The organism is Streptomyces sp. NPDC005866, assembly GCF_040629895.1.
Classification (GTDB): Bacteria; Actinomycetota; Actinomycetes; order Streptomycetales; family Streptomycetaceae; genus Streptomyces.
In genome coordinates this window covers 22,391-46,809 of record NZ_JBEXWP010000030.1, presented here as the reverse complement: position 1 = coordinate 46,809, position 24,419 = coordinate 22,391, and the positions used below count along the sequence as shown (strand labels likewise).

The 24,419-nt window shown below is 69.5% G+C and carries 18 protein-coding genes and 1 pseudogene; 8 read left to right on the top strand and 11 right to left on the bottom strand.

The annotated features are described in order from the left end of the window. Positions 1–53 precede the first annotated feature (53 nt). The 5 genes from ABZ396_RS34035 to ABZ396_RS34015 form a co-directional block, all read right to left on the bottom strand. Positions 54–2,534, bottom strand: a complete 2,481-nt coding sequence (locus tag ABZ396_RS34035; protein ID WP_358915701.1) for a hypothetical protein — start codon at positions 2,532–2,534, stop codon at positions 54–56. Then, entirely contained in the window at positions 2,531–4,279 is a 1,749-nt protein-coding gene (gene pstS / locus ABZ396_RS34030; RefSeq protein WP_358915703.1) for a phosphate ABC transporter substrate-binding protein PstS, read from the bottom strand. The genes ABZ396_RS34035 and pstS overlap by 4 nt, the downstream gene beginning before the upstream one ends. Next, on the bottom strand, positions 4,276–5,556 hold the full coding sequence (gene pstA, locus ABZ396_RS34025; RefSeq protein ID WP_358915705.1) for a phosphate ABC transporter permease PstA: 1,281 nt from the start codon (positions 5,554–5,556) through the stop codon (positions 4,276–4,278). The genes pstS and pstA overlap by 4 nt, the downstream gene beginning before the upstream one ends. A 14-nt stretch (positions 5,557–5,570) precedes the next feature. Then, a complete protein-coding gene (gene pstC, locus ABZ396_RS34020; protein ID WP_358915706.1) occupies positions 5,571–6,560 on the bottom strand; it encodes a phosphate ABC transporter permease subunit PstC in 990 nt (329 codons plus the stop codon). A 305-nt stretch (positions 6,561–6,865) separates the two neighbouring features. Next, positions 6,866–7,249 (bottom strand): DUF1508 domain-containing protein, encoded by a 384-nt coding sequence (locus ABZ396_RS34015; protein ID WP_358915708.1) that lies wholly within the window; start codon positions 7,247–7,249, stop codon positions 6,866–6,868. 473 nt (positions 7,250–7,722) lie between these two features. Here ABZ396_RS34015 and ABZ396_RS34010 point away from each other — a divergent pair, with 473 nt between their 5' ends. Next, positions 7,723–8,487: a calcium-binding protein gene (locus ABZ396_RS34010; RefSeq protein ID WP_358915710.1), complete on the top strand. Its 765-nt coding sequence runs from the start codon at positions 7,723–7,725 to the stop codon at positions 8,485–8,487. A 336-nt stretch (positions 8,488–8,823) separates the two neighbouring features. Continuing rightward, positions 8,824–9,330: a hypothetical protein gene (locus tag ABZ396_RS34005; protein WP_358915913.1), complete on the top strand. Its 507-nt coding sequence runs from the start codon at positions 8,824–8,826 to the stop codon at positions 9,328–9,330. Here ABZ396_RS34005 and ABZ396_RS34000 read toward each other — a convergent pair. The 4 genes from ABZ396_RS34000 to ABZ396_RS33985 all read right to left on the bottom strand — a co-directional run bounded on the left by ABZ396_RS34000 (position 9,272) and on the right by ABZ396_RS33985 (position 13,939). Then, a complete protein-coding gene (locus ABZ396_RS34000) occupies positions 9,272–10,078 on the bottom strand; it encodes an IS5 family transposase (RefSeq protein WP_358915712.1) in 807 nt (268 codons plus the stop codon). The genes ABZ396_RS34005 and ABZ396_RS34000 overlap by 59 nt on opposite strands. A gap of 303 nt (positions 10,079–10,381) precedes the next feature. Then, complete coding sequence (locus ABZ396_RS33995) at positions 10,382–11,695, bottom strand: MFS transporter (RefSeq protein ID WP_358915714.1); 1,314 nt, start codon at positions 11,693–11,695, stop codon at positions 10,382–10,384. 76 nt (positions 11,696–11,771) lie between these two features. Next, positions 11,772–12,521, bottom strand: coding sequence for an enoyl-CoA hydratase/isomerase family protein (locus ABZ396_RS33990; RefSeq protein ID WP_358915716.1), 750 nt, complete (start codon positions 12,519–12,521; stop codon positions 11,772–11,774). Between the two features lie 176 nt (positions 12,522–12,697). After that, complete coding sequence (locus ABZ396_RS33985) at positions 12,698–13,939, bottom strand: CaiB/BaiF CoA-transferase family protein (protein WP_358915718.1); 1,242 nt, start codon at positions 13,937–13,939, stop codon at positions 12,698–12,700. A 192-nt stretch (positions 13,940–14,131) separates the two neighbouring features. Here ABZ396_RS33985 and ABZ396_RS33980 point away from each other — a divergent pair, with 192 nt between their 5' ends. Together ABZ396_RS33980 and ABZ396_RS33975 are read left to right on the top strand one after the other, a co-directional pair. After that, a complete protein-coding gene (locus ABZ396_RS33980; RefSeq protein ID WP_358915720.1) occupies positions 14,132–14,839 on the top strand; it encodes a FadR/GntR family transcriptional regulator in 708 nt (235 codons plus the stop codon). A 233-nt stretch (positions 14,840–15,072) separates the two neighbouring features. Next, entirely contained in the window at positions 15,073–15,390 is a 318-nt protein-coding gene (locus ABZ396_RS33975) for a MarR family transcriptional regulator (protein WP_358915722.1), read from the top strand. Between the two features lie 614 nt (positions 15,391–16,004). On the opposite strand, the gene ABZ396_RS33970 is transcribed toward ABZ396_RS33975, so the two are convergent. Then, complete coding sequence (locus ABZ396_RS33970; RefSeq protein ID WP_358915724.1) at positions 16,005–16,700, bottom strand: PH domain-containing protein; 696 nt, start codon at positions 16,698–16,700, stop codon at positions 16,005–16,007. 144 nt (positions 16,701–16,844) lie between these two features. Here ABZ396_RS33970 and deoC point away from each other — a divergent pair, with 144 nt between their 5' ends. From deoC to ABZ396_RS33950, 4 genes and pseudogenes are all read left to right on the top strand, one after another. After that, positions 16,845–17,798 carry a deoxyribose-phosphate aldolase gene (deoC, locus tag ABZ396_RS33965; protein ID WP_358915915.1) on the top strand — a complete coding sequence of 318 codons (954 nt, stop codon included), beginning with the start codon at positions 16,845–16,847 and terminating at the stop codon, positions 17,796–17,798. A gap of 6 nt (positions 17,799–17,804) precedes the next feature. Then, entirely contained in the window at positions 17,805–19,235 is a 1,431-nt protein-coding gene (locus ABZ396_RS33960) for an aldehyde dehydrogenase family protein (protein WP_358915726.1), read from the top strand. Beyond that, positions 19,228–20,115 (top strand): aldehyde dehydrogenase family protein, encoded by an 888-nt coding sequence (locus ABZ396_RS33955; protein WP_358915728.1) that lies wholly within the window; start codon positions 19,228–19,230, stop codon positions 20,113–20,115. Before ABZ396_RS33960 ends, ABZ396_RS33955 begins: the two co-directional genes overlap by 8 nt. A gap of 31 nt (positions 20,116–20,146) precedes the next feature. After that, positions 20,147–20,518, top strand: a pseudogene (locus ABZ396_RS33950) (peptidase S8 and S53 subtilisin kexin sedolisin); the annotation flags it as partial. Between the two features lie 113 nt (positions 20,519–20,631). Here ABZ396_RS33950 and ABZ396_RS33945 read toward each other — a convergent pair. Continuing rightward, entirely contained in the window at positions 20,632–23,949 is a 3,318-nt protein-coding gene (locus ABZ396_RS33945; RefSeq protein ID WP_359186615.1) for a choice-of-anchor D domain-containing protein, read from the bottom strand. Positions 23,950–24,419 lie beyond the last annotated feature (470 nt).

The window sequence follows — 24,419 nt, the reverse complement described above, 5'->3', positions numbered from 1 at the left end:
GCCAACCAATTCCCAACGAGGGAAAGGTTACGGGAAGGCTTCCTAGGTGTCTCCTAGGGAATTCGGCGTTGCGCATAGCGCAGCATTACAGGCCCTGCCAGGCCTGATGCCCCGCCCACAAAGAGGACGACGAGAAGAACCCATCGGATAATGCCAAGGATATCGCCTGGTGTGATTCCTTGCTGGGTTGCTGCGGCATTCTGCTGCGGCCCTGATGAAGGAGGTACGGAGCCATTCGGAGCGGCTGCCGACGACGTCGGCGAACCGGTGCCGCCGCCCGTTCCTCCTCCCGTGGACGCTCCGCCCGTGGACGCTCCGCCTGCGGCCGCTCCGCCGGCAGCCATACCGGAGGAGGTCCCTCCGGAAGCGGCACCGGCTGTGCCTCCCCCTGCGCCGTTCGCGTTCGGAACGTCGGTCGAAGCGCCGCTCCCGGGGTCGCCGCGCTCCAGGTCAGCGGCGGCGGCCTGGGCCTGCTGGCGCAGCTTCGTCGGCAACGGTGCGTAGCCGGAGGGAAGTTGGCCTGCCGCCAGGCCCTGCGTCTGGCCCGGTCCCGCGGCGTACCTGATGAAGTCCGCGTACGCCTTGCGGTCCTTCGCGGCCTGGTTCACCGAGGCCGCGGCGTAGGTCACGGCAGTCAACGGATACGCCTGCCCCTTCGCCCGCGACGGATCGGGCTTGAGGACGGCGGAGTTGTCCGGCGACGCCTTCATATCGCTGACGCCGGCCTGCAGCGTGGCGACGGAGGGCTTCACGAAGTTTCCGTCCGCATTGCGCAGAGCCGCAGTCTTGAGTCCGTAACGCGCGGCCGACGCGGCGTCCACGATCGCGAATACGCAGCGACTGCCCGGCGCGGGAACCACATTGGTGACCTTGGCGGGAGCTCCATTGTTCGGCTGCGCATATTCGGTGGTGCGGCCGTTGTTGCCACGGCGAGTTTTCAGTGCTCCGTCGTGCAGGTCGATCGTATACGGGTCCAAGTCCAGTATCGTGTAGGTCGCCGGGTCAAAGTTGGGGTTCGTGTTCAAGCCAGGCTTTACCGTCGGATCCGACTTGGGGTAGTTAGTCAGATCTGACGCCTCCGCCAGGTTCAACTCTTGAAAGTAGGGATTTACCCGCATTCCATTCTCATCCGGCTTCCCGGAGAGGAAGTCCCTGGCGTCCTTGTCCGACTGAAGCCAGTTCCAGACCATCCGCGTGGTGTCAGAGTCCCCTTGAGGAACCATAAGACTCATAGGGTTTGACACATTTTGATTAGCGAATTCCGGATTCAGATCCAAGAATTCCTGGTCATGGATGAAATCCAGCGGATTTCCCTTGAGGTGTTTCGCCTCGGGCGAGTCGCAAGAAGGGGGAAAGCAAGTATTCGTCCACGGGACATCGTGCACATACGAGTGAGTGAGCATCTTGGCCACAAGCCGCGGCGTCAACTTCATTTCCTGTAGCTCGCCATTCTTGCCTTCGATGAAGAACGCGATCACGAGCCCGGACACCGCCACCGGCGCGTGCACGACCCGTGGTCCGTCTCCCGACTGGGCCACCGGATCGACGGTGACGCCCATCGCCGGCGTCTCCTTGGTCGCGCCCAGCACCTCGCCCCTGGCCAACGACTCGCCCTCGCGGTTGAAGGTGAACGTGTTCCCCGCGGATGTGCACAGCTTCGGCCCCCATGACGAGACAGCGTCGTCCGCGAGCTCGGATCCGGGTATGGCCCGCTCGGGCTGGCCCGCCGGGCAGAACTGGTCGACCGGCTGGAAGTCCAGACGGAAGACAATCCGCTGGGCCCAGTTCGTCGCGGACAGCGGCGAGGTACGGAGTTCGTCGCTCTGAGGGTTGGTGATTTCCTGGCCACCTGCTTCGTGAGTGCCGCGCGGCACGACGACCAGCCAGCAAGAACGTGGAACGGGGGTGCTACCGGCGGCCGCCGTGTTCGCACCACAGCCGAGGTAGTCCGACTGGATCCCGTCCTGCACTTCGAATTGCGTTTCGCCCGTGCCGTTGTCGTAGGTCCGGGCAGCCGGCTGCTCGTTGGTGTCCAGCGGACCGAAGTAGGTGTAGTCGTGGGAGGACGTAGTAGCCGGCTCACCGTTGGCGGGACGGAATGGGACGAAGTCTGAGTGCTCCTCCGCCGGATCCCCGTGTGAAACGACCCGACCGTTTCCCCCTGTGGCGTAACCCGCGCCGTAGGCGCACTGCTCACGGTCGGGACCGGAAGGACTGTCACCCCAACACTGCATGACCTGGAGGTAGTTGACGTGAAACGCAGTGTTCGGCAGCGTAGGCGCCCCACCCTCCCAACTAACTCGCACACTCTGCGCGTGCAGACCCTTCGTCTGATGGACCGTCACCTTAAGATTGGAGAAGTCGTCGTACTTCCCCTTCACCCCCGACTTCGTCACCGCGGAGTCCTCACTGGTCGCCGCCACCGCGGGCGTAGCCCCCGGCGGCACCGGCAGCAACGCCACGATGAGCGCGGCCAGCAGACAGCTCACGCCGACGAGAATGCGCGGCCTGGGACGCGTCAGCAGCTTCCTCATGCCACACCTCCCTTGCGACGTGCCCGCCCTGCCATCAGCCGTGCGACGACTGGTGGTCCGACGACCACGCCGACCAGCAGCGCGGCCGACAGCGCCATCAGCGCCGTACGCAGACCGAGCGCGTCGTCCGCGCCCAGGGAGACCGGGCTGGCGACGACCGAGGTGTCACCGGTGCCCCCGCCGCCGCCGCCGAGGACCTGGCCCGTCTCGGGGTCGACGGCTCCGCCGGTCGTGCCGCCGGTGCTGCCCGCCGCACTACCTCCGGTGCTGCCCGCCGCACTACTTCCGGAGCCGCCGGCCGCACTACCTCCGGAGCCGCCCGCCGCACTACCTCCGGAACCGCCGGTCGAACCCGAGCCGCCGGTCGAGCCGGAGCCGCCCGACGTGGAGCCGCCCGAGCCGGAACCGCCCGTGGTGCCGCCGACCTGCGTGGGGGTCTTGTTGCCGCCCGTGCCGGTCGCGCACTGGTCGGAGCCCTTCTTGTCGCAGGCCTGCGGGTAGGGGGCGTTCTCGATCAGGAGGTTGTGCCCGTTGGCGAACGTCGGGTTGTTGCACTTGTTGATGTCGATGTTGGCCGACACCGCACCGGGGATCTTCCGGGTCTGGTCCATGGCGGCCTGCACGAGGTTCTTCGGCAGCGGCGAGTAGCCGAGCCGGTCGGCCTGCTGCTGGCCGTCACAGAGGAAGTAGTTGTTGAACGAGCTCAGCGTCTGCCCCTTGGCCGTGGTGAAGCCGCTCTCCACCTTGGTCGGGATGATCATGTAGCTGTAGCTGGAGAGCGGGTAGGTGCGCCGGTCCGAGAAGGTGTAGACGCTGTCCAGGTTCTGGGTCAGGTACATCGCGGAGCGCGGGTCGTTGTTGATCTGGGCCTTGGTCAGGGCGACGGCCACGCTGGAGGCGGTCGGCTCGACGTAGTAGCCGGACTGGTTGAGCACCTTGGCGACCGGGAAGCCCGCGTTCCTGGCGTACGAGTACTCGACGTAGGTGATGGCACCCTCCGCCTGGGACTGCTTCGTGTAGCCCGCGACGCCGAGGGAGCTGGACTGGGCGACGAAGCCGGAGCCGGGGATCACCGGGAAGTAAGACGTCAGACCGCAGGGGGTCTGCTTGCCCGCCCGGCGGCAGTAGTCGTTCCACAGGCTGCTGTGCTGCTTGGACATCCACAGCGTGAACTGCGCGGTCGTACCGGAGCCGTCGGAGCGGACCACCGGGACGATACGTCGGGCCGGCAGGTTCAGCTTAGGGTTGTCGGTCTTGATCTCCGGCGCGTTCCACATCGTCAGCTTGCCGGTGAAGATCTTGGTGAGGACGTCCCCGGACAGCCGGAGGTTGGTGACCTGCTTGCCGCCGATCTTCAGGTTGTACATGAACGACGTACCGCCGGCCACAATCGGCATGTAGGCGTACTTACGGGTGGGCGGCGGGTCATCCTGGCCGAGGTCGTTGAGGCCGTAGGGGATCTCGGACACACCGAAGTCGGAGGTGCCGTTCTTGAACTGCTGACGGCCGACCGACGAGCCGACCGCCGAGTAGTTCACGGTCATGCCCTGCTGGCGGACGTTGCGGCGCCACTGCTCGATCGCGTTGGAACTCCAGGTCGAGCCGGAGCCGCTGATCTTGGTGTAGGTGGCCGCGAAGGCGTCGGGTGGATGGACGGCGAGCAGCGCGCAGACCAAGGCGACGAGCAGCGCCAGCGCCTGGTACACGCGCATGGCGCGCGGACGACGGACAGGGGCGGATATCACGGAGTGCTCCTCGTCGGTGCGGGACTGTCTGACGGCTGGTCGTGGGGGGCTTGGCGGGCGAAGCGCTTCGCGTCGCGGCGGGAGGCACTGACCCTGCGGTGTTCCTGACGGCGGCTCAGCTGGCCCGGTCCGCGGCCGCCGAGGACGCGGGCGAAGACGAACAGGACGAGCACCAGCACCAGAAGCACCGCCGCGGTGCCGAAACCGCGGGCGATGTAGGTGGGCTCGGGGGACTTGACGAGTTCGAAGGTCGCCAGCGGCAGCGACACCATCGGGCCGTGCAGCGGGTCGGCGTTGATCTCCGCCGTGTAACCGGCGGTCAGCAGCACCGGCGAGGTCTCGCCGACACCGCGGGCCGTGCCCAGGATGACCGCGGTGGTCAGGCCGGACCGGGAGGTGGGCAGCACCACGTGCCACACCGTGCGCCACCGCGAGGTGCCCAGCGCGTACGACGCCTCCCGCAGCGTGCCGGGGACCAGCCGGATCACCACGTCCGCGGCGCGGATGATGATCGGGAGCATCATCACGGAGATCGCCAGCGCGGCGGCGAGGCCGGAGCGCTCGAAGCCCAGCGCCAGGATGAAGGTCGCGTAGATGAACAGGCCGGCGACGATGGACGGCAACGCCGTCATCGCCTCGACGATGGTGCGGACGAACCGGCTGAAGGCACCCGGGACCTCGTTGAGGAAGACCGCGCACACCAGCCCGGACGGGATGCAGATCAGCAGGGCGATGGCGATCTGCCACAGCGTGCCGATGATCGCGTGCAGGATGCCGCCGACGCTGAGCGGCTCGACCGGGCCCGCGTCGGCCATCGACTGGGTGTAGAAGTTCAGGTGCGGCAGCGCGTCGCGGCCCTCGTAGAGGGTGTAGACGACGACGAACGCGAGTACGGCCAGCATCACCACGCCGAGGCTCTGGACGACGGCGGCGGCGACCCGGTCGCGGACCGCGGGGCCGTCCTCGTCGAAGGAGACCAGCAGCGCGTACAGGCCGATGAAGAGCGCGTAGGCGATGACGACGAAGCCCAGCGCGCCGTTGAAGGGCAGCAGCCGGTCGAACATCACCCAGGTGATGCAGAAGGACGCGGCGCCGGCGCCGAGCATGGCGTACACGTCGGTGGCGCGCAGCGTGGACAGGTTGCGGCGGGACTCGGTGAGCGTCCTGCGGCGTTCGGGCAGGCGTGTGCCCGGCGCCGCCGGCGGCTTCGGCGGATCCGCCGGGTTCGGCTGCGGCTGCTGGTCGCCGGGCGGGCTCTGGGCGGTGGTGACGGTCATCGGGCTCGGTCTCCTCAGGAGTCGCTCGTCGCGCCGGAACGGCTGCGGGCGACGATCGACGACGCGACGAAGTTGACGACGAGGGTCATCAGGAACAGGGCTAGGCCCGCGGCCATCAGCGCCGACATGCCGACCTCGCTCGCCTCGCCGTAGCGCAGGGCGATCAGCGAGGAGACCGAGCTGGTGCCGTTCTGGAGGATGTGCGGCTGGATCGCGAACACCGGCGAGATGATCAGGTACACGGCGATGGTCTCGCCGAGCGCCCGGCCCAGGCCCAGCATCGTGCCGCCGATGATGCCGCCCTTGCCGAAGGGCAGGACGACGCTGCGGATCATGCCCCAGCGGTTCGCGCCGAGCGCGTACGCGCCCTCGCGCTCGCCGACCGGGGCCTGCGAGAACACCTCCCGCATCACCGAGCAGATGATCGGCGCGACCATCAGCGACACGACGATGCCGGCGATGAAGGTGGAAGAGGTGTAGACGGTGGCGGTGGCGAGCGGGTCCTTCGGATCGGCGCCGTCGACCTTGAAGAGCGGTATCCAGCCGAAGTACGTGGAGATCCAGCGGGACAGGGTGACCACGTGTCCCTGGAAGAAGAACAGTCCCCACAGGCCGTAGACCACCGACGGCACGGCGGCCATCAGGTCGACGATGCTGATGAGCGTCTGGCGGATCCTCGCCGGGGCGTACTCGGAGATGTAGAGCGACGTGCCGAGTGCCAGCGGCACCGCGAAGACGATGGCGACGAGCGCGATGAGGATCGTGCCGACGAGGACGGCCGCGATACCGAAGTTGCCGCCGTCGGGCTCCCAACTCTCGGTGGTGATGAAACCCCACTTCGCGATCGACAGCGCCTGCCAGGCCCGGTAGGTCAGAAACCCGCCGACGAGCAGCATGATCGCGAGCACCAGGGCGCCACCGCCACGCAGAACACCCCTGAATACGCGGTCGGTCGCGCCGGGGTCGGCGTACAGGCGTCTCGGTGGGTCGTCCGCCGCAGCCACAGGTCGCTCATTAATTCGCGTCGTCACATGGGTCGACGCTCCTGAGGCCCGATGGACTCCCGTGCACACGGAAATGAACGAGACACCCCCGAGAGGCAACTTCCGGGATTGACGTGAACGCGGCGAAATTTGCAGACGTACGGGGCGGAGCCCGCCGGGGGTGCGGTCGAAGGGGGTGGGACCTGCCGGTGGCGAGGCCAGAGGGTCGGGATCCTGCGACGGTGCAACCAAAGGGGCCGGGGCCCGCCGTATTGGCGGGCCCCGGCCCCCTGCGCGCGCCGCCGAGCCCACGGCCCGGCCCGCTCTCAGTCCATGTCGTCCCAGGCGATCGCGCCGGCCCCGAGGTCGGCCAGGAGCGCCCGGAACCGTTCATAGGCGGCCTGGCACGTCGAGTGCCGCTCATACGCGCGCGAGGACACGGCCAGCGTGCCGTCGGCGGGATCACGAAGCCGCCAGACCCAGCCGTTTCCTTCAGAGGTGTGGTGTACACCCCCGGGCAGTCCCTCGACCCGTGCGCACATCTGCTCGAACGCCTCTCGACAATCGGCGTAGTTGCGGTACGTCACAGCCGCCACGGCGATCACCCGGCCGTTCGTGGCGGTGAGCCGCCACAGGTAACTTCCGTCTGCGGATATGTCGATCTGACAGCGCGTGCCAGGTACGGCCGCGCCCCCCTGTCTTCCCGTCATCCATCCCCACCCCTGCGGTTCCCGTCGTCAGGAAAGCCTTATGCGTCGACACCGGTTCGTCGTTCACGCGGCACCCGCAGGGTAGTGAGACGGGTGTGACAACGTTCGCCTCGTCTAAATGCACCCGGCATGCTTCATGGGAACGTTGCCCCTCGTTCACACAGCTGCCTCATAGGCAACGTCAGGGGAGGGTGCAGGCCACACGGCGTCCACCGGGAGCCGGCACCAGCACCACGGTACGCGTAGGTGGCCGCCAGGTCCGCTGAAATTCGAGTCGAGTTTTCCCTTCGGCTTTCCATGGAATCGACGCACCCGATATTCGGACCCCCTCTTTTTACCGGAAAAGCAGAACCTCTTGCATTCGCCCGTCGGAAACATTCCTAAATCTCCACAGCATGAGTACGCTGCACACGTCAATTCGGACTCGCTGACGGGGAATTAGCGAGCCGCCGCATTCAACTTGGGGAACTTGCATGCGCTTTTACTCTGCTGCTGCCGCCGCGTGCGGTGTCATAGCTCTGTCCGCCATCGCCGTTCCGGCCGCGCACGCGGACGAGACGTTCGGCGACACCAAGATCACCAGCGTGGTCGTCAACAGCGGTAACCCCGTGGTCGTCGGCACGAGCGCGAGAACCGTCGCCGTCGAGGTCACGGCCACCGACCCGTCCGGCTTCGACGCGATCAACGCGACGCTGTACCACGGCTCTTACGCCGCCCAGGACAGCACGGTGGCCTCGACGGCGGCCTGCGGGCCGACGACCGACGCCACCAGCACCTGCACCCTCACCTTCAACCTCAACCCCGGTACCGCCCCGGCCAACGACTCGCTGGCCGGCGCCTGGAGCGTCAGCGCCTACGCGATCGCCGCCGACAGCGACGCCCAGTTCCTGGACAGCGCCGCCACGTTCAACATGCAGCGCGACACCCAGCTCACCGCCGACGCCACCCCCGAGCCGGTGAGGTACGGCAGGATCCTCACGGTCACGGGCGGCGTGCAGAACGCGGCCTGGGCCACCGGCAGCTACGTCGCCGCCGCGGCCGGCCAGTCCGTGGACCTGCAGTTCCGCCGCGCCGGCTGCACCACCTGGAGCACCCTCAAGTCCGCCACCACCGCCGCCGACGGCACCGTCTCCACCACCGTCCGCGCGTACGACGACGGCGACTACCGCTGGTCCTACGCCGGTACGGCCGGCACCGCGGCCGCGGTCTCCGCGGCCGACTTCGTCGACGTGCGCTGACCTCCGACCGAGCGAACCCCTGAACAACGGTGCCGGGCCATCCACAACGGAGGGCCCGGCACTGTGCGCTTGGGGGCGGGGGCGGGGCAGGGGCAGCGGCGACAAGGCCGAGGCGGCGGCCGGATCGACGGGTCGGCCCGGCAAGCTCGGCCGGCCGGTCCAAGGGGCGCAGTCCAGGGACCCCCGCCAGGGGCACGGGCGCCCGCGCCTCATCAGAGGTCGTTCTCTTTCCAAACCTCGTGTGTGACTCTTGCTGGTCAGACATGAGATCGGAGCTGTTGCGGGAGTCTCGGTTCGTTGCTGGCCGGGATGTTGTCGGGGTGGCTGATGCCGTCGATGCGGGCTGTGTTGGAAGCGCGGCAGAAGGCCGCGGCAGTTCGGGTGGAAGAGCTCGAGGCCGAGTCGGAGCGGGTGCGGGTGGCTCTGGCGGATGCGGAAGAGGTGCTCAGGCGTCGGGTGATCGGCCTGGAGCAGTATCTGGAGGCGCTGGCCGAGGACGGTGCGGCCGCCGAAGTGATCGGCGGGGTGTCACAGAAGAAGCCGGTGGGCCCGCGCCGGGCGGTGCCTCACCGGCAGAACATCACCGGGGCCGAGGAGTTGTCGCCGGACTACCAGGCGTTGATGGCCGCCGTGGTGGAGGCGGCGGGCGACGGGCTGGGTGCCCGGCGGGCAGCAGTGGTGCTGGGCTGGGACAGCGCCTCCGCTTCCCGTGTCGAGGGGGCTAGGGCACGGCTGAAGCGGCTGGTGGAGCGGGGCTGGCTGGTCGAGGAGAAGCCGGGCAGGTTCATGCTGCCGACACCGGAACAGGCCGCTGGTGCCGGGCGGCCAGGCGGCGGCTCATGAGCGTGGTCATCGACCACAGGATGACGGCTTCGCTGGTGTCGGTGCGCCGTTCGTAGTCACGGACCAGCCGCCGGCTGCGCAGGAACCAGGCGAAGGATCTTTCCACGACCCAGCGGCGGGGCAGGACCTGAAAGCCGCTGACGTCGTCGCTGCGGCGGACGATGTCGAGGACGAGTCCGAGGTGTGCCGCGGTCCAGTCGGCGAGGTGGCCGGTGTAACCGCCGTCGGCGCAGATCCGGGCCGGCCGCCGGTAGCGGTTCTTCGCCGCCGGCAGCAGGATCCGGGCGGCGTCCCGGTCGGTCGTGGACGCCGGTGTGACCAGCACCGTCAGAAGGAGTCCGAGGGTGTCGGTGAGCAGGTGCCGCTTGCGCCCGTTGATCTTCTTCCCGGCGTCGTATCCCCGTGAGGCGAAGGTGACGGTGGCGTCCGCCTTCACCGACTGCGAGTCCACGACCGCCGCACTCGGCTCCTGGTCACGGCCCTCAGCGTCGCGGACGGCCCCGCGCAGCCGGTCATGGAGCTCGGCCACCAGGCCCGCATCCCGCCAGCGGGCGAAGAAGGCATACACCCGCGGCCAGGGCGGGAAATCCGCGGGCATTGCCCGCCACTTGATGCCGTTGTCGACGAGGTAGCGCACCGCGTCGATCATCTGCCGGTGGCAGTAGCCCTCCGGACGGCCGCCCCGGCCCGCCAGCCATCCCGGCACCGGCAGCAGATCCCGCACCCTTGCCCACTCGGCATCGCTCATGTCCGAGCCGTACCGGGGCCGGCGCTCCGGCCGGTCGGCCGCGTTCCCGAACCTGTGGGCGAGACAGTCACACAGGAGTGGACGGACTGGACCCGCCAACCGCGACCACGCAACACTTCGACAACAGGGCCTCTTGCTTCTCGCTGGACTCGACAACCGCGAGCCACCAAGAGCCCCTTCTGCTATGCCTCGCCACCAGCCAACTCACCCGATCCAGCACCCCGTTCGAATCGGACCGACCCGTGCTTGACCGTGAAAGCTTCTGTGGCCTCACCCGGCTTCGGGTGAGGCCACGTACCTGTGTCAGGAAGGAAGTGCTTGATCGCGCGTCTCGGGTGCGAGCCGGACAAGACCGATGCCGATGGCGAAGACCACGGCGGTGAGGCTGAGGGGGAGCGTGAGGGAGCCGGTCGCATGAATGCCGTAGCCGATGAGGAAGGTACCGGCGGCGGCGACCCAGCGTGACACGGTGGTGGTGAGGGCGAAGGCGGTAGCGCGCATCCGAGTGGGGTACTGCTCGGGCAGCCAGATGGTGAACACCGCGAAGCTCGCTCCGCCCAGGCCGAGTACCGGCAGGAAGACGAAGGTCAAAGCAATCGAGTGCAGGGGGTAGGCGACGCCGTACGCGCCGACCGTACCGACGATCATCAGCCCGAACGCGGTCGCCAGGGTTCCGCGTCGGCCGAGCCTTGCCGCCATACGTGGTACAGCGAAGCAGCCGAGAATGGTGAAGGCGGCCACTGTCATAGAGGAGATTCCGGCGAGACGGATCGTGGTCGTGTGGGCGTAACCGGCGTCCACAGAGAGGTTGTTCATGGCGGTGGGGACGTAGGTGGAGCCGGCCCAGAGGCCGATCACGCACACCACGAGGAGCAGTAGGTTGCCGAGCGTGCGGGCGCGGTACGGCGGGGTGAGCACCTCGATCACAGGCTGCCAGAACGAGCGCTGGAGTCGGGCGCCAGCGGTCTCCTGCCAGCGCTCGGGTTCCGGGGTGGTGCGGCGGATGAGGAAGACGGCGAGGGCGGGGATACCGCCGAGCAGGAACATGCCGCGCCAGCCGAGTTCGGGTCCGGCCAGGAGGTAGACGGCGGAGACAGCGAGTACGCCGAAGTAGGCGGCGGAGTGCATGAGGCCGCCGAAGCGTTCCCGGACGCGTTCGGGCATGACCTCAGAGAGCAGGGTGCCGGCCATGGCCCATTCGCCGCCGACACCCACGGCGGCCAGGAAGCGGTAGGCGTTCCATTCCCAGAGATTGGAAGCGATGCCGGCCAGGGCGGTGAAGACGGCGTATATCAGGATGGAGGCCATCATCGCGGGCTTGCGGCCGAAGCGGTCGGCGATGGGGCCCCAGATCGCCGAGCAGCCCCAGCCGAGGAGGAAGAGGGCGGCGCTGATCTGGCCGTACCAGCCGATGTTCTCCGGGGTCGGGTCGATGCCCGCGCGGGGGAGCAGGGTGGCCATGGTGGGGGCGAGGACGAGTCCGAAGATCGTCCAGTTGAAGCCGTCCATGGCCCAGCCGCCGAACGAGCCCCAGAAGGCGTGGCGTTGGGCTTTGCTGAGACGTTCTGGCCTGTCGTGAGAGGTGGTGGGCGCGCTGGTGCGTTCGTTGATCGTCACGGGGACCTCGATTCGGCTCTGGGGAGGGTGACGATGAAGGGACTGTAGGGCCAGTGCGGTCGGCGGAGGGTGTGGATCAGCCTGCGCCGGTGACGTCGGAGAGGAAGGAGCTGAGGCCCAGTTGCATGCTTTCGTAGTCTGCCGAGGGGCCGGCGGGGAGCTGGTTCAGGCGTTCGCGGGTGGGGGCTATGACGGTGTCGACGGCCCGCTTGGCGGCCCGGACCGCCGCCGGGGGGTGGGCGGTGATCGACGCGACGAGATCGGCCGTGGCGGCGTCGAGGTCCGCGTCTGCGACGCTTGCGCTGGCCAGCCCGAGTCGCACCGCCTCCCGGCCCCGCACCAACCGCCCCGTGAGCAGGAGATCGCGAGCGGTGGCGGGGCCGGTCAGCAGGGCGATGCGGGCGGCGAAGGCGGGCGGGACGAGGATGCCCCAGCGGGCTATGGGCATGCCCATCCGGGCGTCCTCGGTGACGATGCGCACGTCGCAGGCGCAGGCCAGCTGGCATCCGGCGCCGACGGCCGAGCCGCGGATCCGGGCGACGACCGGGACTGGCAGTCGCTCGACGGCGCTCAGCGCGCGCTCCATGGCGGCGAAACTCGCGTCGATCCGAGTTGGGTCGGCGGAGAGCCATTCCCGCATGTCGGAGCCGGCGGTGAAGGTGGAAGAGCCGCGTCCTGAAACGATGACGGCGCGCAGCGCCGGATCCTCACCAAGCGAGTCGAACAGGGCTGCCAGAGCCCCCCAGTCGCGGGTGCCGAGGGCATTGGCGCGGCGACCGGCGCCGACATATATGGTGGCGAGCGCCCCCTCGCGCTGAACGCTCACCGCACCGTCATACCCGGTGGCGGCTGTGCCGGTCCGCATCGCGGCGTCAGCGCCCTGGACCCGGCCTTCGATTGAGTGGCCGTGCCGGTCCGCGGACGTCGGGTCGGTAGCGGTGGCTTCTCGCCTTCGGCGGGGGCCCGCGGCCTCGCGCCGGACGTTGGCAGCATCGGGGCGGGTCATCGGACGGCTCCCGCCGCGCGCAGATCGGCGATCTCCTCTGGGGAGTATCCGGTTTCGGCGAGTACCTGGTCGGTGTGCTGGCCGAGCAGTGGTGGCGCGCCGCGGAAGTCGACCGGGGTGTGACTGAGTTTCAGCGGGCTGCCCACAGTGCGCAGCCGACCCGCCGTGGGGTGGTCGAGTTCTACGACCATGTCGCGGACCTTCGCCTGTGGGCTGGTCAGTGCTTCCTCGACGGTGGCGATCGGGGCGCACGGCACTCCGGCGGTGTCCAGGAGTTCGGCCCACTCGGCACTGCCCCGCCGGGAGAGTGCGGCTTCCAGGAGGGGGATCAGTTCGTCACGGTGCCGAACCCGGTCGGGGTTGCCGGCGAAGCGCGGGTCGGTGGCCAGTTCCGGCACGCCGATTGCCTCGGTGAGGCGCTGGAAGAGCCTGTCGTTGCCGGCGGCGATCATCAGGTGGCTGTCGGCGGTGGGCAGGGCCTGGTATGGCACGATCGTGGGGTGGGCCGAGCCGTGCGGGCCCGGCGAGGTGCCGGTGGCAAACCAGCCGCCGGCCACGTAGGTGAGCCAGGCCAGTTGTCCGTCGAGCAGGGAGACGTCCAGGTGCTGGCCCTGGTCTGTCGACTGCCTGGCGTACAGGGCGGCCAGGATGCCGATCGTCGCCCACATACCGGCGCCGATGTCGGCCGTGGCGACGCCGGGCCGCAGCGGTGGGCCGCCCGCTTCCCCGGTGATGCTCATCATGCCGCTCTGCGCCTGGGCGATGGCGTCGTATCCGGGCCGGGCGGCCCACGGGCCGGTCTGCCCGTATCCGGAGATGGACGCGTAGACGAGCCGTGGGTTGCGGGCGGACAGGGCGCGATAGCCGAGGCCGAGCCGGTCGGCGGTGCCGGGGCGGAAATTCTCCACCACCACGTCGGCTCGGTCGGCCAAGCGCAGGACGAACTCCCGGCCCTGCTCGGACTTGAGGTCGACGCTGATGCCACGCTTGTTGCGGTTGGCGGCGAGGAAGTAGGCGGCCTCGCTTCCCTGGTACGGCGGCGCCCACTGACGGGTGTCGTCGCCGTCCTTGGTGTCCTCGACCTTGACGACGTCGGCGCCCAGGTCGGCCAGGATCATGGTGGCGACGGGACCCGACAGAATGCGTGACAGGTCCAGGACCCTGACGCCGGCGAGGGCGGCAGGGCCTGGGTGAGCGGTGGTGGCGGGCTCGGGGACGGTGTGCGGCTGAGGGGTCATGCCTGCACGCGGCCTTTCGTTGAACGAATACCTTGCTTGAGGGTCCATCAGGCGGTCCAGGAAGCATCGAAAAATTGGGTGGACCACTGGACCACTAGACCGTGGGCTAGAGTGTCAAGCGGCTTCCGATCGGCTGTCAAGGGTCGGTGCGTACGTCCGGAGAATTCGTCGTTGGGGAAGGGATCCGCACCGGTGAGTGAGTCTTTGCGTCCACTGGCACGCCCCCGCCTGTACGAGCAGGTGGTGGAACGACTCCGGGAGTACGTGAAGACGGAGGGACTCAAGGCCGGTGACCGCCTTCCTCCCGAGCGGGACCTGGCCGACCGGCTGGGAGTGAGCCGTACCTCAGTCCGCCAGGCGATTGTCGCGCTGGAGGTTCAGGGCCTCGTCGAGGTGCGCCACGGCGGCGGCACCTACCTCCTGCGGGATCGGTTGAACGCCGAACCGTTGGAAACCATGATCGACAGGCGCCGACGGCTGCCGGACGTACTTGACGCCCGCGATGCACTGGAGACCAAGCTGGCGGCGCTCGCGGCTGCTCGCCGCACCGAGGGCGACCTCGCCGAGATCGACGCCGCGCTGGCCGCCATGACGGACGCGGTGGACCGGGGCGAATCGGGCGTCGAGGAGGATCAGCGCTTCCATGCCGCTGTCACGTCGGCCGCGCACAGCACCCTGCTCGCCGACTTCATGGCGGAGATCTCGCTGTCCATCGCCGAGAGTCGCACCGAGTCCCTGCGTCAGCCAGGTCGTCCCGCTCGCTCCCTCGAACAACACCGTCAGGTCGCCGAGGCGATCCGGGCGGGGGACGGCGAAGGGGCCGCGCACGCGATGCACACCCACATCGAGACGGTGGGGCACGTGAAACTGCTCGACTGGGAGAACGAGCGCCAGGGCTGAGTCGCCCCCTGGCATCCTTCGGTGAGGCGCCGGACCGGCCCGTCGGCTCTTGCGTGGAATGATCGGATGATGGTTTCGGTACGGCGCAAGTGAGCCGGGGCCGTGGACGAACAGGCGGGCACCTCGATCACGAAGGGCGCGGCGAACAACCAGTTGGTCGTAAGGCATGGCGAACCGGCTGGAGCCCATCCGGGCGTGGTCCCTGGAGCACGAATGGGGGCATCAATTACCTCATGTACCAGGTGCTGGTCATCATTGGCCGCGCCGGCAAGCGGGCGCTGTCGATGCGGGCCATCGCCCGGGAGCAGGTGCTGACGGCGAGCGGTGCGACCCGCTTGCTGGACAGTATGGAGGCGGCCGGGCTGGTCGAGTGGGATGAGGACGCTGGTGACCGGAGTGGACGGTTCGTACGCCTGACCCGGGAGGGCACGAAGACGACTGTGGCCGCTTCCAGGTGCATGTGGAGAACGTCCCGCCGCTTCTTCCCCAGGCCTCTCCTGCCGGAGGATCGTGACCGGTTCGCCGAGGATTTGCGGGCCCTGGTCGCGTGACCTGCTTCCCCGCTTGCTCTGACCTCGGGCGCTGGCCGGGCGGTGCCGCTGGTGTGAGGGCAACAGGGATAGGAGAGGCAGCCGATGAGGAACTACAAGGTCCTCCGCGACGGCCGCGGGTACGTGACAGCCGCCATCACGCCGTCCAAGCCGTGGCCCGGTTGCGTAACCTCGCCCTCGTCGGATGAGCTACCAAGAGGCCCTTCTGCTATGCCTCGCCACCAGCCAACTCACCCGATCCAGCACCCCGTTGGAATCGGACCGACCACCCGAACGGATAGGGAACAGCCAGTCAGCACGGGCGCCACGGTCCCGGTGCGGCACCGAGCCCGAGAGTCCGGCACCAAGCCCGAAGGCCGCAGCCGGATCGTCGGGCCTGCCCAGCGATCGCGACGGGCCGGCCCGGGGACAACGGCCCTGGACTCATCGCCGGGGCATCGCCCTCGTCGGCACGGCACCGCGGCCCGGACGGCCTCGATCGCACGAGGAGGCGGCGGCAGCAGCAGCGTCGCGGGCGGGACTGGAGTCCAGCCCGAGGTCCCCGCCGGGAACACCGTGAGCCGCCGGTAGCGCGGGCTCGAGCGGCGGGGGCGGGTGCCGGCCCGGCGTGTCGGTCAGCCCACCGCCAGCAGAATCGCCAGCAGCACCGCACCCGCGACCGCCGGCGCGGCCACCTCGTACGCCCAGCGGACAGTGACCTCGCCCTGCGCCGACTCAGCCGGGCCCCGGTTCTCCAGCATCTCCCGCAGGTCGTCCATGACCTTGTCGGTCTCCGCGCGCACCGGCCCGGTCGCGTCGTCGGCCTCCCGCAGGCCCCCGAACGCCCCACCGGTCATGCCACCGCCCATGCCGCCGCCCATGCCGAACCCGCCGAGACCGTGCCGGGCGGACCCCGTCCGCCCGCGCCGCGCGTCCGACTCCGCCTTCGCCTGCCGACGCGCCGCCTTCTTGCGGCCCCGCAGGGAGACGGGGACCGCCCACAGCTGGTACTTCGCGCCTGACTTGACGATCACCTCGTTCGAGTAACCGGAGCGCAGGGAGACGATCTCCCCCCACGGCACCGTGATCACCCGGAACGGGTTCCGTACGCGCAGCCGGTCCTCGCCCGCGAACACCGCCGGGCGCAGGGTGAACGCCACCACCAGCGGCACGACGAGGATCAGGGCGGCCAGGGCGAGCCAGGGGGTGTGGCCGTGGCCCCGGAACAACGCGTCGAGGCCCAGCCAGCCGACGATGACGAGCAGGAGTACGCCACCGATCAGCGCCTGGGGCGAGCGGTAGATGCGGTCCTTGACGAGGGGCGTGGTCATGCCGTGATTGTGCCTCAGGCGTGCGCCGTAGCGCCGAGGGGGCGTCGCCCGCGCCTATAGGTGGGGCAGCTCCCCGGCGCCAAGAGGAACCGTTCCCTCGGGGTGTACAGCCGCTACGCGCGTAGATATGCTCGGCTTGTGACCATGCCCACCACCGCACCCCACGCACTTGCTGACGTCACCGCGTCCGACAGCACGCTGCGCCGCTTCCTCCACGGGCTGCCCGGCGTCGACGCGGTCGGCCTGGAGGCACGAGCCGCCTCCCTCGGGACCCGTTCCATCAAGACCACCGCGAAGGCGTACGCCATCGACCTCGCCATCTCGATGGTCGACCTGACGACGCTGGAAGGCGCGGACACCCCGGGCAAGGTCCGGGCGCTCGGCGCCAAGGCGGTCCACCCGGATCCGACGGACCGTACGACCCCCGCCACGGCCGCCGTCTGTGTCTACCCCGACATGGTGGCCACGGCGAAGGAGGCCGTCGCCGGCTCCGGCGTCAAGGTCGCCTCGGTCGCCACCGCCTTCCCGGCGGGCCGCGCGGCCCTGCCGGTCAAGCTCGCCGACGTGCGGCACGCCGTGGCCGCGGGTGCCGACGAGATCGACATGGTCATCGACCGTGGGGCGTTCCTCGCGGGGAATTACCGCAAGGTGTACGACGAGATCGTCGCCGTGAAGGAGTCCTGCGGGACGTCGGCCCGGCTCAAGGTCATCTTCGAGACCGGCGAGCTGTCGACGTACGACAACATCCGCCGGGCCTCCTGGCTGGGGATGCTCGCCGGCGCCGACTTCATCAAGACGTCCACCGGCAAGGTGGCGGTGAACGCGACCCCGGCGAACACCCTGCTCATGCTGGAGGCCGTGCGCGACTTCCGCGCGCAGACCGGTGTCCAGGTCGGCGTCAAGCCCGCCGGCGGCATCCGGACCAGCAAGGACGCGATCAAGTTCCTCGTCCTCGTCAACGAGACCGCCGGCGCTAACTGGCTGGACAACCACTGGTTCCGCTTCGGCGCCTCCTCGCTCCTGAACGACCTGCTGATGCAGCGTCAGAAGCTGGCCACCGGCCGCTACTCCGGCCCCGACTACGTGACGGTGGACTGACCGACCATGACTTTTGAGTACGCACCGGCGCCCGAGTCCCGCTCGGTCGTCGACATCGCGCCCGCCTACGGCCTCTTCATCGACGGCGAGTTCACCGACGCCGCCGACGGCAAGGCCTTCAAGACCGTCAGCCCCAGCACGGAGGAGGTCCTCTCCGAGGTCGCCCGTGCGGGTGCCGAGGACGTCGACCGGGCCGTCAAGGCCGCCCGCAGGGCCTTCGAGAAGTGGTCCGCGCTGCCGGGCTCCGAGCGCGCCAAGTACCTCTTCCGCATCGCCCGCGTCATCCAGGAGCGCAGCCGTGAGCTGGCCGTCCTGGAGACGCTGGACAACGGCAAGCCGATCAAGGAGACGAGGGACGCGGATCTCCCCCTCGTGGCCGCGCACTTCTTCTACTACGCGGGGTGGGCGGACAAGCTCGACCACGCCGGTTTCGGCCCGGAGCCCCGGCCACTCGGCGTGGCCGGCCAGGTCATCCCCTGGAACTTCCCGCTCCTGATGCTGGCGTGGAAGATCGCCCCGGCCCTCGCCACCGGCAACACGGTGGTCCTGAAGCCCGCCGAGACGACCCCGCTCTCCGCGCTCTTCTTCGCGGACATCTGCCGCCAGGCGGGCCTCCCCAAGGGCGTCGTCAACATCCTCCCGGGATACGGCGACGCGGGCGCCGCGCTCGTCGCCCACCCGGATGTGAACAAGGTCGCCTTCACCGGCTCCACCGCCGTCGGCAAGGAGATCGCGCGGACCGTCGCGGGCACCCGCAAGAAGCTCACCCTCGAACTGGGCGGCAAGGGCGCCAACATCGTCTTCGACGACGCCCCCATCGACCAGGCCGTCGAGGGCATCGTCAACGGGATCTTCTTCAACCAGGGCCAGGTCTGCTGCGCCGGCAGCCGGCTCCTCGTCCAGGAGTCGATCCACGACGAACTGCTGGACTCCCTCAAGCGCCGCCTGTCGACCCTCCGCCTCGGCGACCCGCTGGACAAGAACACCGACATCGGCGCGATCAACTCCGAGGAGCAGCTCGCGCGCATCACCTCCCTCGTCGAGCAGGGCGAGGCGGAGGGCGCCGAGCGCTGGTCCGCGGCCTGCGAGATCCCGTCCGCCGGCTACTGGTTCGCCCCGACGCTCTTCACGAACGTCACCCAGGCCCACACCATCGCCCGCGACGAGATCTTCGGCCCTGTCCTGTCGGTCCTGACCTTCCGCACCCCGGACGAGGCGGTGGCGAAGGCCAACAACACCCCGTACGGCCTCTCCGCCGGCATCTGGACGGAGAAGGGGTCCCGGATCCTGGCCGTCGCCAACAAGCTCCGCGCGGGCGTGATCTGGTCCAACACGTTCAACAAGTTCGACCCCACCTCGCCGTTCGGCGGCTACAAGGAGTCGGGCTTCGGCCGCGAGGGCGGCCGCCACGGCCTGGAGGCGTACCTCGATGTCTGAGCGACTCAGTGTGTTCAAGACCTACAAGCTGTACGTCGGCGGGAAGTTCCCGCGTTCCGAGAGCGGCCGGGTGTACGAGGTGACGGACTCCAAGGGCAACTGGCTGGCGAACGCGCCCCTCTCCTCCCGCAAGGACGCCCGTGACGCGGTGGTCGCCGCCCGCAAGGCGTTCGGCGACTGGTCTGGGGCCACGGCCTACAACCGCGGTCAGGTGCTCTACCGCGTCGCGGAGATGCTGGAGGGCCGCCGGGACCAGTTCGTGCGCGAGGTGGCCGACGCCGAGGGACTGTCGAAGTCGAAGGCGGCCGTGCTCGTCGACGCGACCATCGACCGCTGGGTCTGGTACGCCGGCTGGACCGACAAGATCGCCCAGGTGGTCGGCGGCGGCAACCCGGTCGCGGGCCCCTTCTTCAACCTCTCCTCCCCCGAGCCGACGGGCGTGGTGGCCGTCCTGGCCCCGCAGGAGTCGTCGTTCCTGGGCCTGGTGAGCGTGGTGGCCCCTGTGATCGCCACGGGCAACACGGCGGTGGTGATCGCCGCCGAGAAGTCCCCGCTCCCCGCCCTCTCCCTCGCCGAGGTGCTGGCCACCTCCGACGTGCCCGGCGGAGTCGTCAACGTGCTCTCCGGCCGTACGGCGGAGATCGCGGCGCCCCTAGCCGCCCACCAGGACGTCAACGCGATCGACCTCGCGGGCGCCGACGAGGTGCTGGCCAAGGAGCTGGAGATCGCGGCGGCGGACAACCTGAAGCGAGTCCTCCGTCCACAGCCTGTGGACAACTGGTCGGCAACTCCGGACACGACCCGCCTGACGGCATTCCTGGAAACAAAGACGGTCTGGCACCCGACGGGCTCCCTGGGCGCCTCAGGCTCGTCGTACTGACCCACCGCAGGCCGAGAGCCGCGCTTCCCCGGTGTCCGGGGGGCGCGGTTCTCCGCATACCACACCATTGTGCGGCCCGCCCAAGCCGCACGAGTTCACCTGCTTCGGCCTCCGCCGCACCGACGTCACGCCGCGCAAGGGCCCGTGGGCCGCCGAGGACGCCCCTCAGAGGTTCGGCCCGGCCGATCTGCGCAGCGCCTACGGCCTTCCCGCGGACGGAGGGGCGGGCAAGACCATCGCCATTGTCGACGCCTTCGACAACCCCGACGCCGAGGCAGACCTCGCCGTCCACCGCGCGCAGTACGGACTGCCCGCCTGCACCACCGCGAACGCCTGCTTCGCCAAGGTCGTCCAGCGTGGCGGAACCGACTACCCGGCCCCAGACCCCGGCTGGGCCACCGAGAGCAACGGGCCCGCACATACGGCGCGCCCATGGAGGACAGGCATTCCTCTCCACTGCGCGCGCGTGTTTTGGGGGGGGCGGCCCCTCACGCGGTGCCGCGCCCCCGCCCTCGCTCAGATAAGCGAGTTGTAGATGTTCCAGCCGGGGCCGATGGAGGTGCGGGCCAGGAAGGGTGCCGTGGCGTTGCCGGTGCCGCGGTAGAGCCACAGGCCGCCCTTGCTGTCGCGGGCGACGAGGTCGGCCTTGCCGTCCCCGGTGATGTCACCCGATCGGGCAAGGGCGCTGTAGGTGTTCCAGCCGGGGCCGATGGAGGTGCGGGCCAGGAAGGGTGCCGTGGCGTTGCCGGTGCCCCGGTAGAGCCACAGGCCGCCCTTGCTGTCGCGGGCGACGAGGTCGGCCTTGCCGTCCCCAGTCAGGTCACCGGTGCCGACGATGGAGTTGTAGCCGTTCCAGCCGGGACCGGTGGACATGCGGGCCAGGAAGGGTGCCGTGGCGTTGCCGGTGCCCCGGTAGAGCCACAGGCCGCCCTTGCTGTCGCGGGCGACGAGGTCGGCCTTGCCGTCCCCAGTCAGGTCACCGGTGCCGACGATGGAGTTGTAGCCGTTCCAGCCGGGGCCGACCTGCTTCCGCGGCGCGAAGGGCGCGGTCGGGTTGCCGGTGCCCTCGTAGAACCACAGTGTGCCCTTGCTGTCACGGCCGACGGCGGTTCCGGTGCCGTCCGCCCTCTCACCGCTGACACTGGTGATGATGTTGTAGGTGTTCCAGCCGGGGCCGATGGCGGCCCGGGCGGCCAGTGGCGCGGAGGGCACGCCGGTGCCGTGGTACTGCCATAGGGTGCCGGAGTAGTCCCGCGCCAGCAGGGTGCCCAGCTGCGACGCCGGGGGCACACCGGTGCCGGTGAGCCGCTCCAGCTGTGCTCCCTGCCCGGCGTCGCCGGTGATCTCGTAGGTGGCCGACTGGCTGCCGCTCACGGTCGGGGCGAAGGTGACCGTCTGCCGGACACTCTGCTCGGGACCGATGACCAGGCCCTCGGCGAGTGGGTCTGCGCTGCTGAACGCACCTGCGGGCGCCTTCGCCTTGGTGACGGTGACCGGGATGTTCCCGGTGTTGGTGATGGTGAAGGCCCGTGTTTTCGACGTGCCGCGGACCACCGCGCCGAACGAGAGGGTCGTCGGATTGAACACCAGGTGGCCCTGGCCGCTGATCGCGTTGCCCTCGACCGGGATGGTGAGCGGACCGCTGGTGCTGCTCAGTGTGATCGACGAGGAGTTCTGGCCGGTGGCCGTGGGCGCGTACCCGACCTCCAGGACGATCGAGCTCTGGGGCGGGATCACCGTCGGGTTCGCCGGGTCGGCGCTCGGCAGGTTGGCGGCCGTGAACGGTCCGTCGGGCGGGGTGACGGAGGTGACGACCTCGGGGTCGGTGCCCGTGTTCGTCAGCTGGACGTTCGCGGTGGCCGTGGTCCCGGTCGGCTGGTTGTCGAAGGACACCGTGCCCGGGAACGCCGCCAGACCGGGCTTGGTGCCGACGCCGTGCAGGCTCAGTGCGAAACTGCCGGCGTCGGTGGTCACGGTGAGCGTTCCGCTCGCGCCCAGGACCGCGGTGGGTTTGAAGGAGACGGGTATCGACAGCTGCCCGTCGGCCGGGATCGTCGGCGGCAGCGACGAGGTGTCCGCGGTGAACGGACCGTCGACGCTCACGCCCTTGATGCCGAGGGAATGGGCAGGGTTCTGGTTCTCCGTCAGGACGACGTCGGTGCTCGCGGAGCCGCCCACCGACACGAGCCCGAATTCGACCGGGCCGCCCTTGAGCGGGCTGCCCACCGGGTTACCGAAGGCGTAGACCTTGCCCTCCCGAGTACCGACGAAGACCTGCCCGCCGTCGGTGGCCGGGGTGGCGAACTTCGGCGCGGTGCCGATCGGCGCGGACCAGACCAGCGGCAGGACGCCGTTCGCGTCGGGAACCGGGTTGTACGCGCGCAGTTGGGCGTTGACGCCGGTCGGCCCGCCCGACCAGACCACCCACACCAGGGCGCTGCCCGAGCGCGTTCCGTCGGAGGTCACCACGGGCGATCCGCTGGTGTAGGGGAAGGAGTCCTGGCTGGACCCGGCAACGGTCAGCGCGGGGACGCCCGAGCCCGTCAGGCCGCGGTGCAGCGCCACCATTGAGCCCCCGTTGCCGACGAGGTGGACATAACCGCCGTCACCGCCCCAGACCGCGGGGTGGCCCCACTGGCCCTTGAGCGGCCCGGTGATTCCCACCACGCCGTCGGTCCCGCCGGTGCCCTGCGACCTCCCGCCGAGGTCGTCGCGGTCCAGCAGGAAGACCCGGCCGTCCTTGCCCTGCTGCACCATCAGATGCGGGTGGGAGGCGGTACCGAAGCTGTCCGGCAGGCCGACCGGCCCGCCGGAGCCCAAGTCGGTGTCCCGCTGGTCCAGGGTCGGCGCGTTGGACGGGCTGAAGAAGTCGGCGGCCTTCAGACTCCGGTCGGCCTGCACCTGCAGCCGGACCACGGACTCCGCGAGAGTGCCGGGCGGCGCGCTGCCGGGGCCGGGCGCCGGGCTGACGCCGTTGCCGGTGGCGAAGAAGATCCGGCCGGAACCGTCCGAGACGAGTCCCCCGCCGGAGTGCCAGATGCCGGCCCCGCTGTTGCTGGCGCCGGTCTCCGTCGCCCACATCGAGGTCACCGAGGGGTTGGTGGTGCTGACGCCGACCACGTAGCCGCGGTAGGGCTTGGCGTCGCAGTGCCCGCCGAACGCCGCGTACACCACCCCGTCGAGCAGCAGCAGGGCCGGACGCTGCATCTCGTAGGCGGGCAGGAAGGACTGGGTGGGGTCGTTGGACGGGGTGCCCTGGACCGTCACGGGGAAGCCGGACTTCTCCGCCCCGGTGACCGGGTCGAGCGCGTGCACATACCAGTGCGGGCTCAGGGTGTCGGGACCGTCGGCGACCTTGGTGGTCAGATAGACCGCGCCGCTGTCGGGGTCGTACACCGGGGTCGCGGTGCTGCCGACGGTCGGCGTGAGATCGCCGCAGTTGAGGGTGGACGCGGGCCAAGCGGGCCCGAAGCTGCGCTGCCACAGCACGGATCCTGTGGCGCGGTCGAGGCCGTAGGCCATGTTGTTCTCGGTGACCGCCACCACTGCGCCGCCGACGACGATCGGCTGGGCGTATATCTGCCCGTCGAGCTGCGCGGGAGCGTTCCAGAGCTGCCCGAAGGAAGAGGAGCGCACGTCGGACGGGCTGAGGTTCGGTTCACTCCGGTCCCAGCCGGTCCGGAGGGTGTCCACCGAGCCGGTCGTCTCGCTCGCCTGCGCCTGTGAGACGCCCACCCCGCTCAGGCCCGCGGTCACCGCGGCCGTTACGGCGAGCGCCAGCCCGCGCCGCCGGGTGTGTCTGCGTTTGTGTGCGTGTCCGATGGCGCCCACCACGCCATCCCGCCTTGAAATCGCCAAGGAAGCCCCCCCTGAGTCCCCGCCGAAGTCCCCCACGCCATCCCGCCGGGCTACGGCGGCCTCCTCGATCGCGTGCGAGGCCGCGGCGCACGGGCATGAGTCCGCCCATCCAATCACACAACCGTCATACGTGTGTAGGCTGGTTCACTTGATTCACGCGGTCCCGTCACATGCATACGACGCGGAGCCCGACAGGCGGGGATGTGGCTCGGAAGATGTCAACGACCGGGCGTGTCAGGGCTGTTGTGACACAGCTTCTGGGCCGCGCAGCCCTCGTCGCATCGTGTCTGTTTCGGCACTCCCCAAAGCACCTGGGCAGGCTGATTGCCGAGCCGGCCGGTCCGTGGACGGCGGCCGAGCCTCGATCATTCACGTGCGCGCCGGCATGAGGGCTTCGGCGGACGTCGAAGCCGCGCGCCGGGGCCGATAGCGGTGCGGCGCTCGAA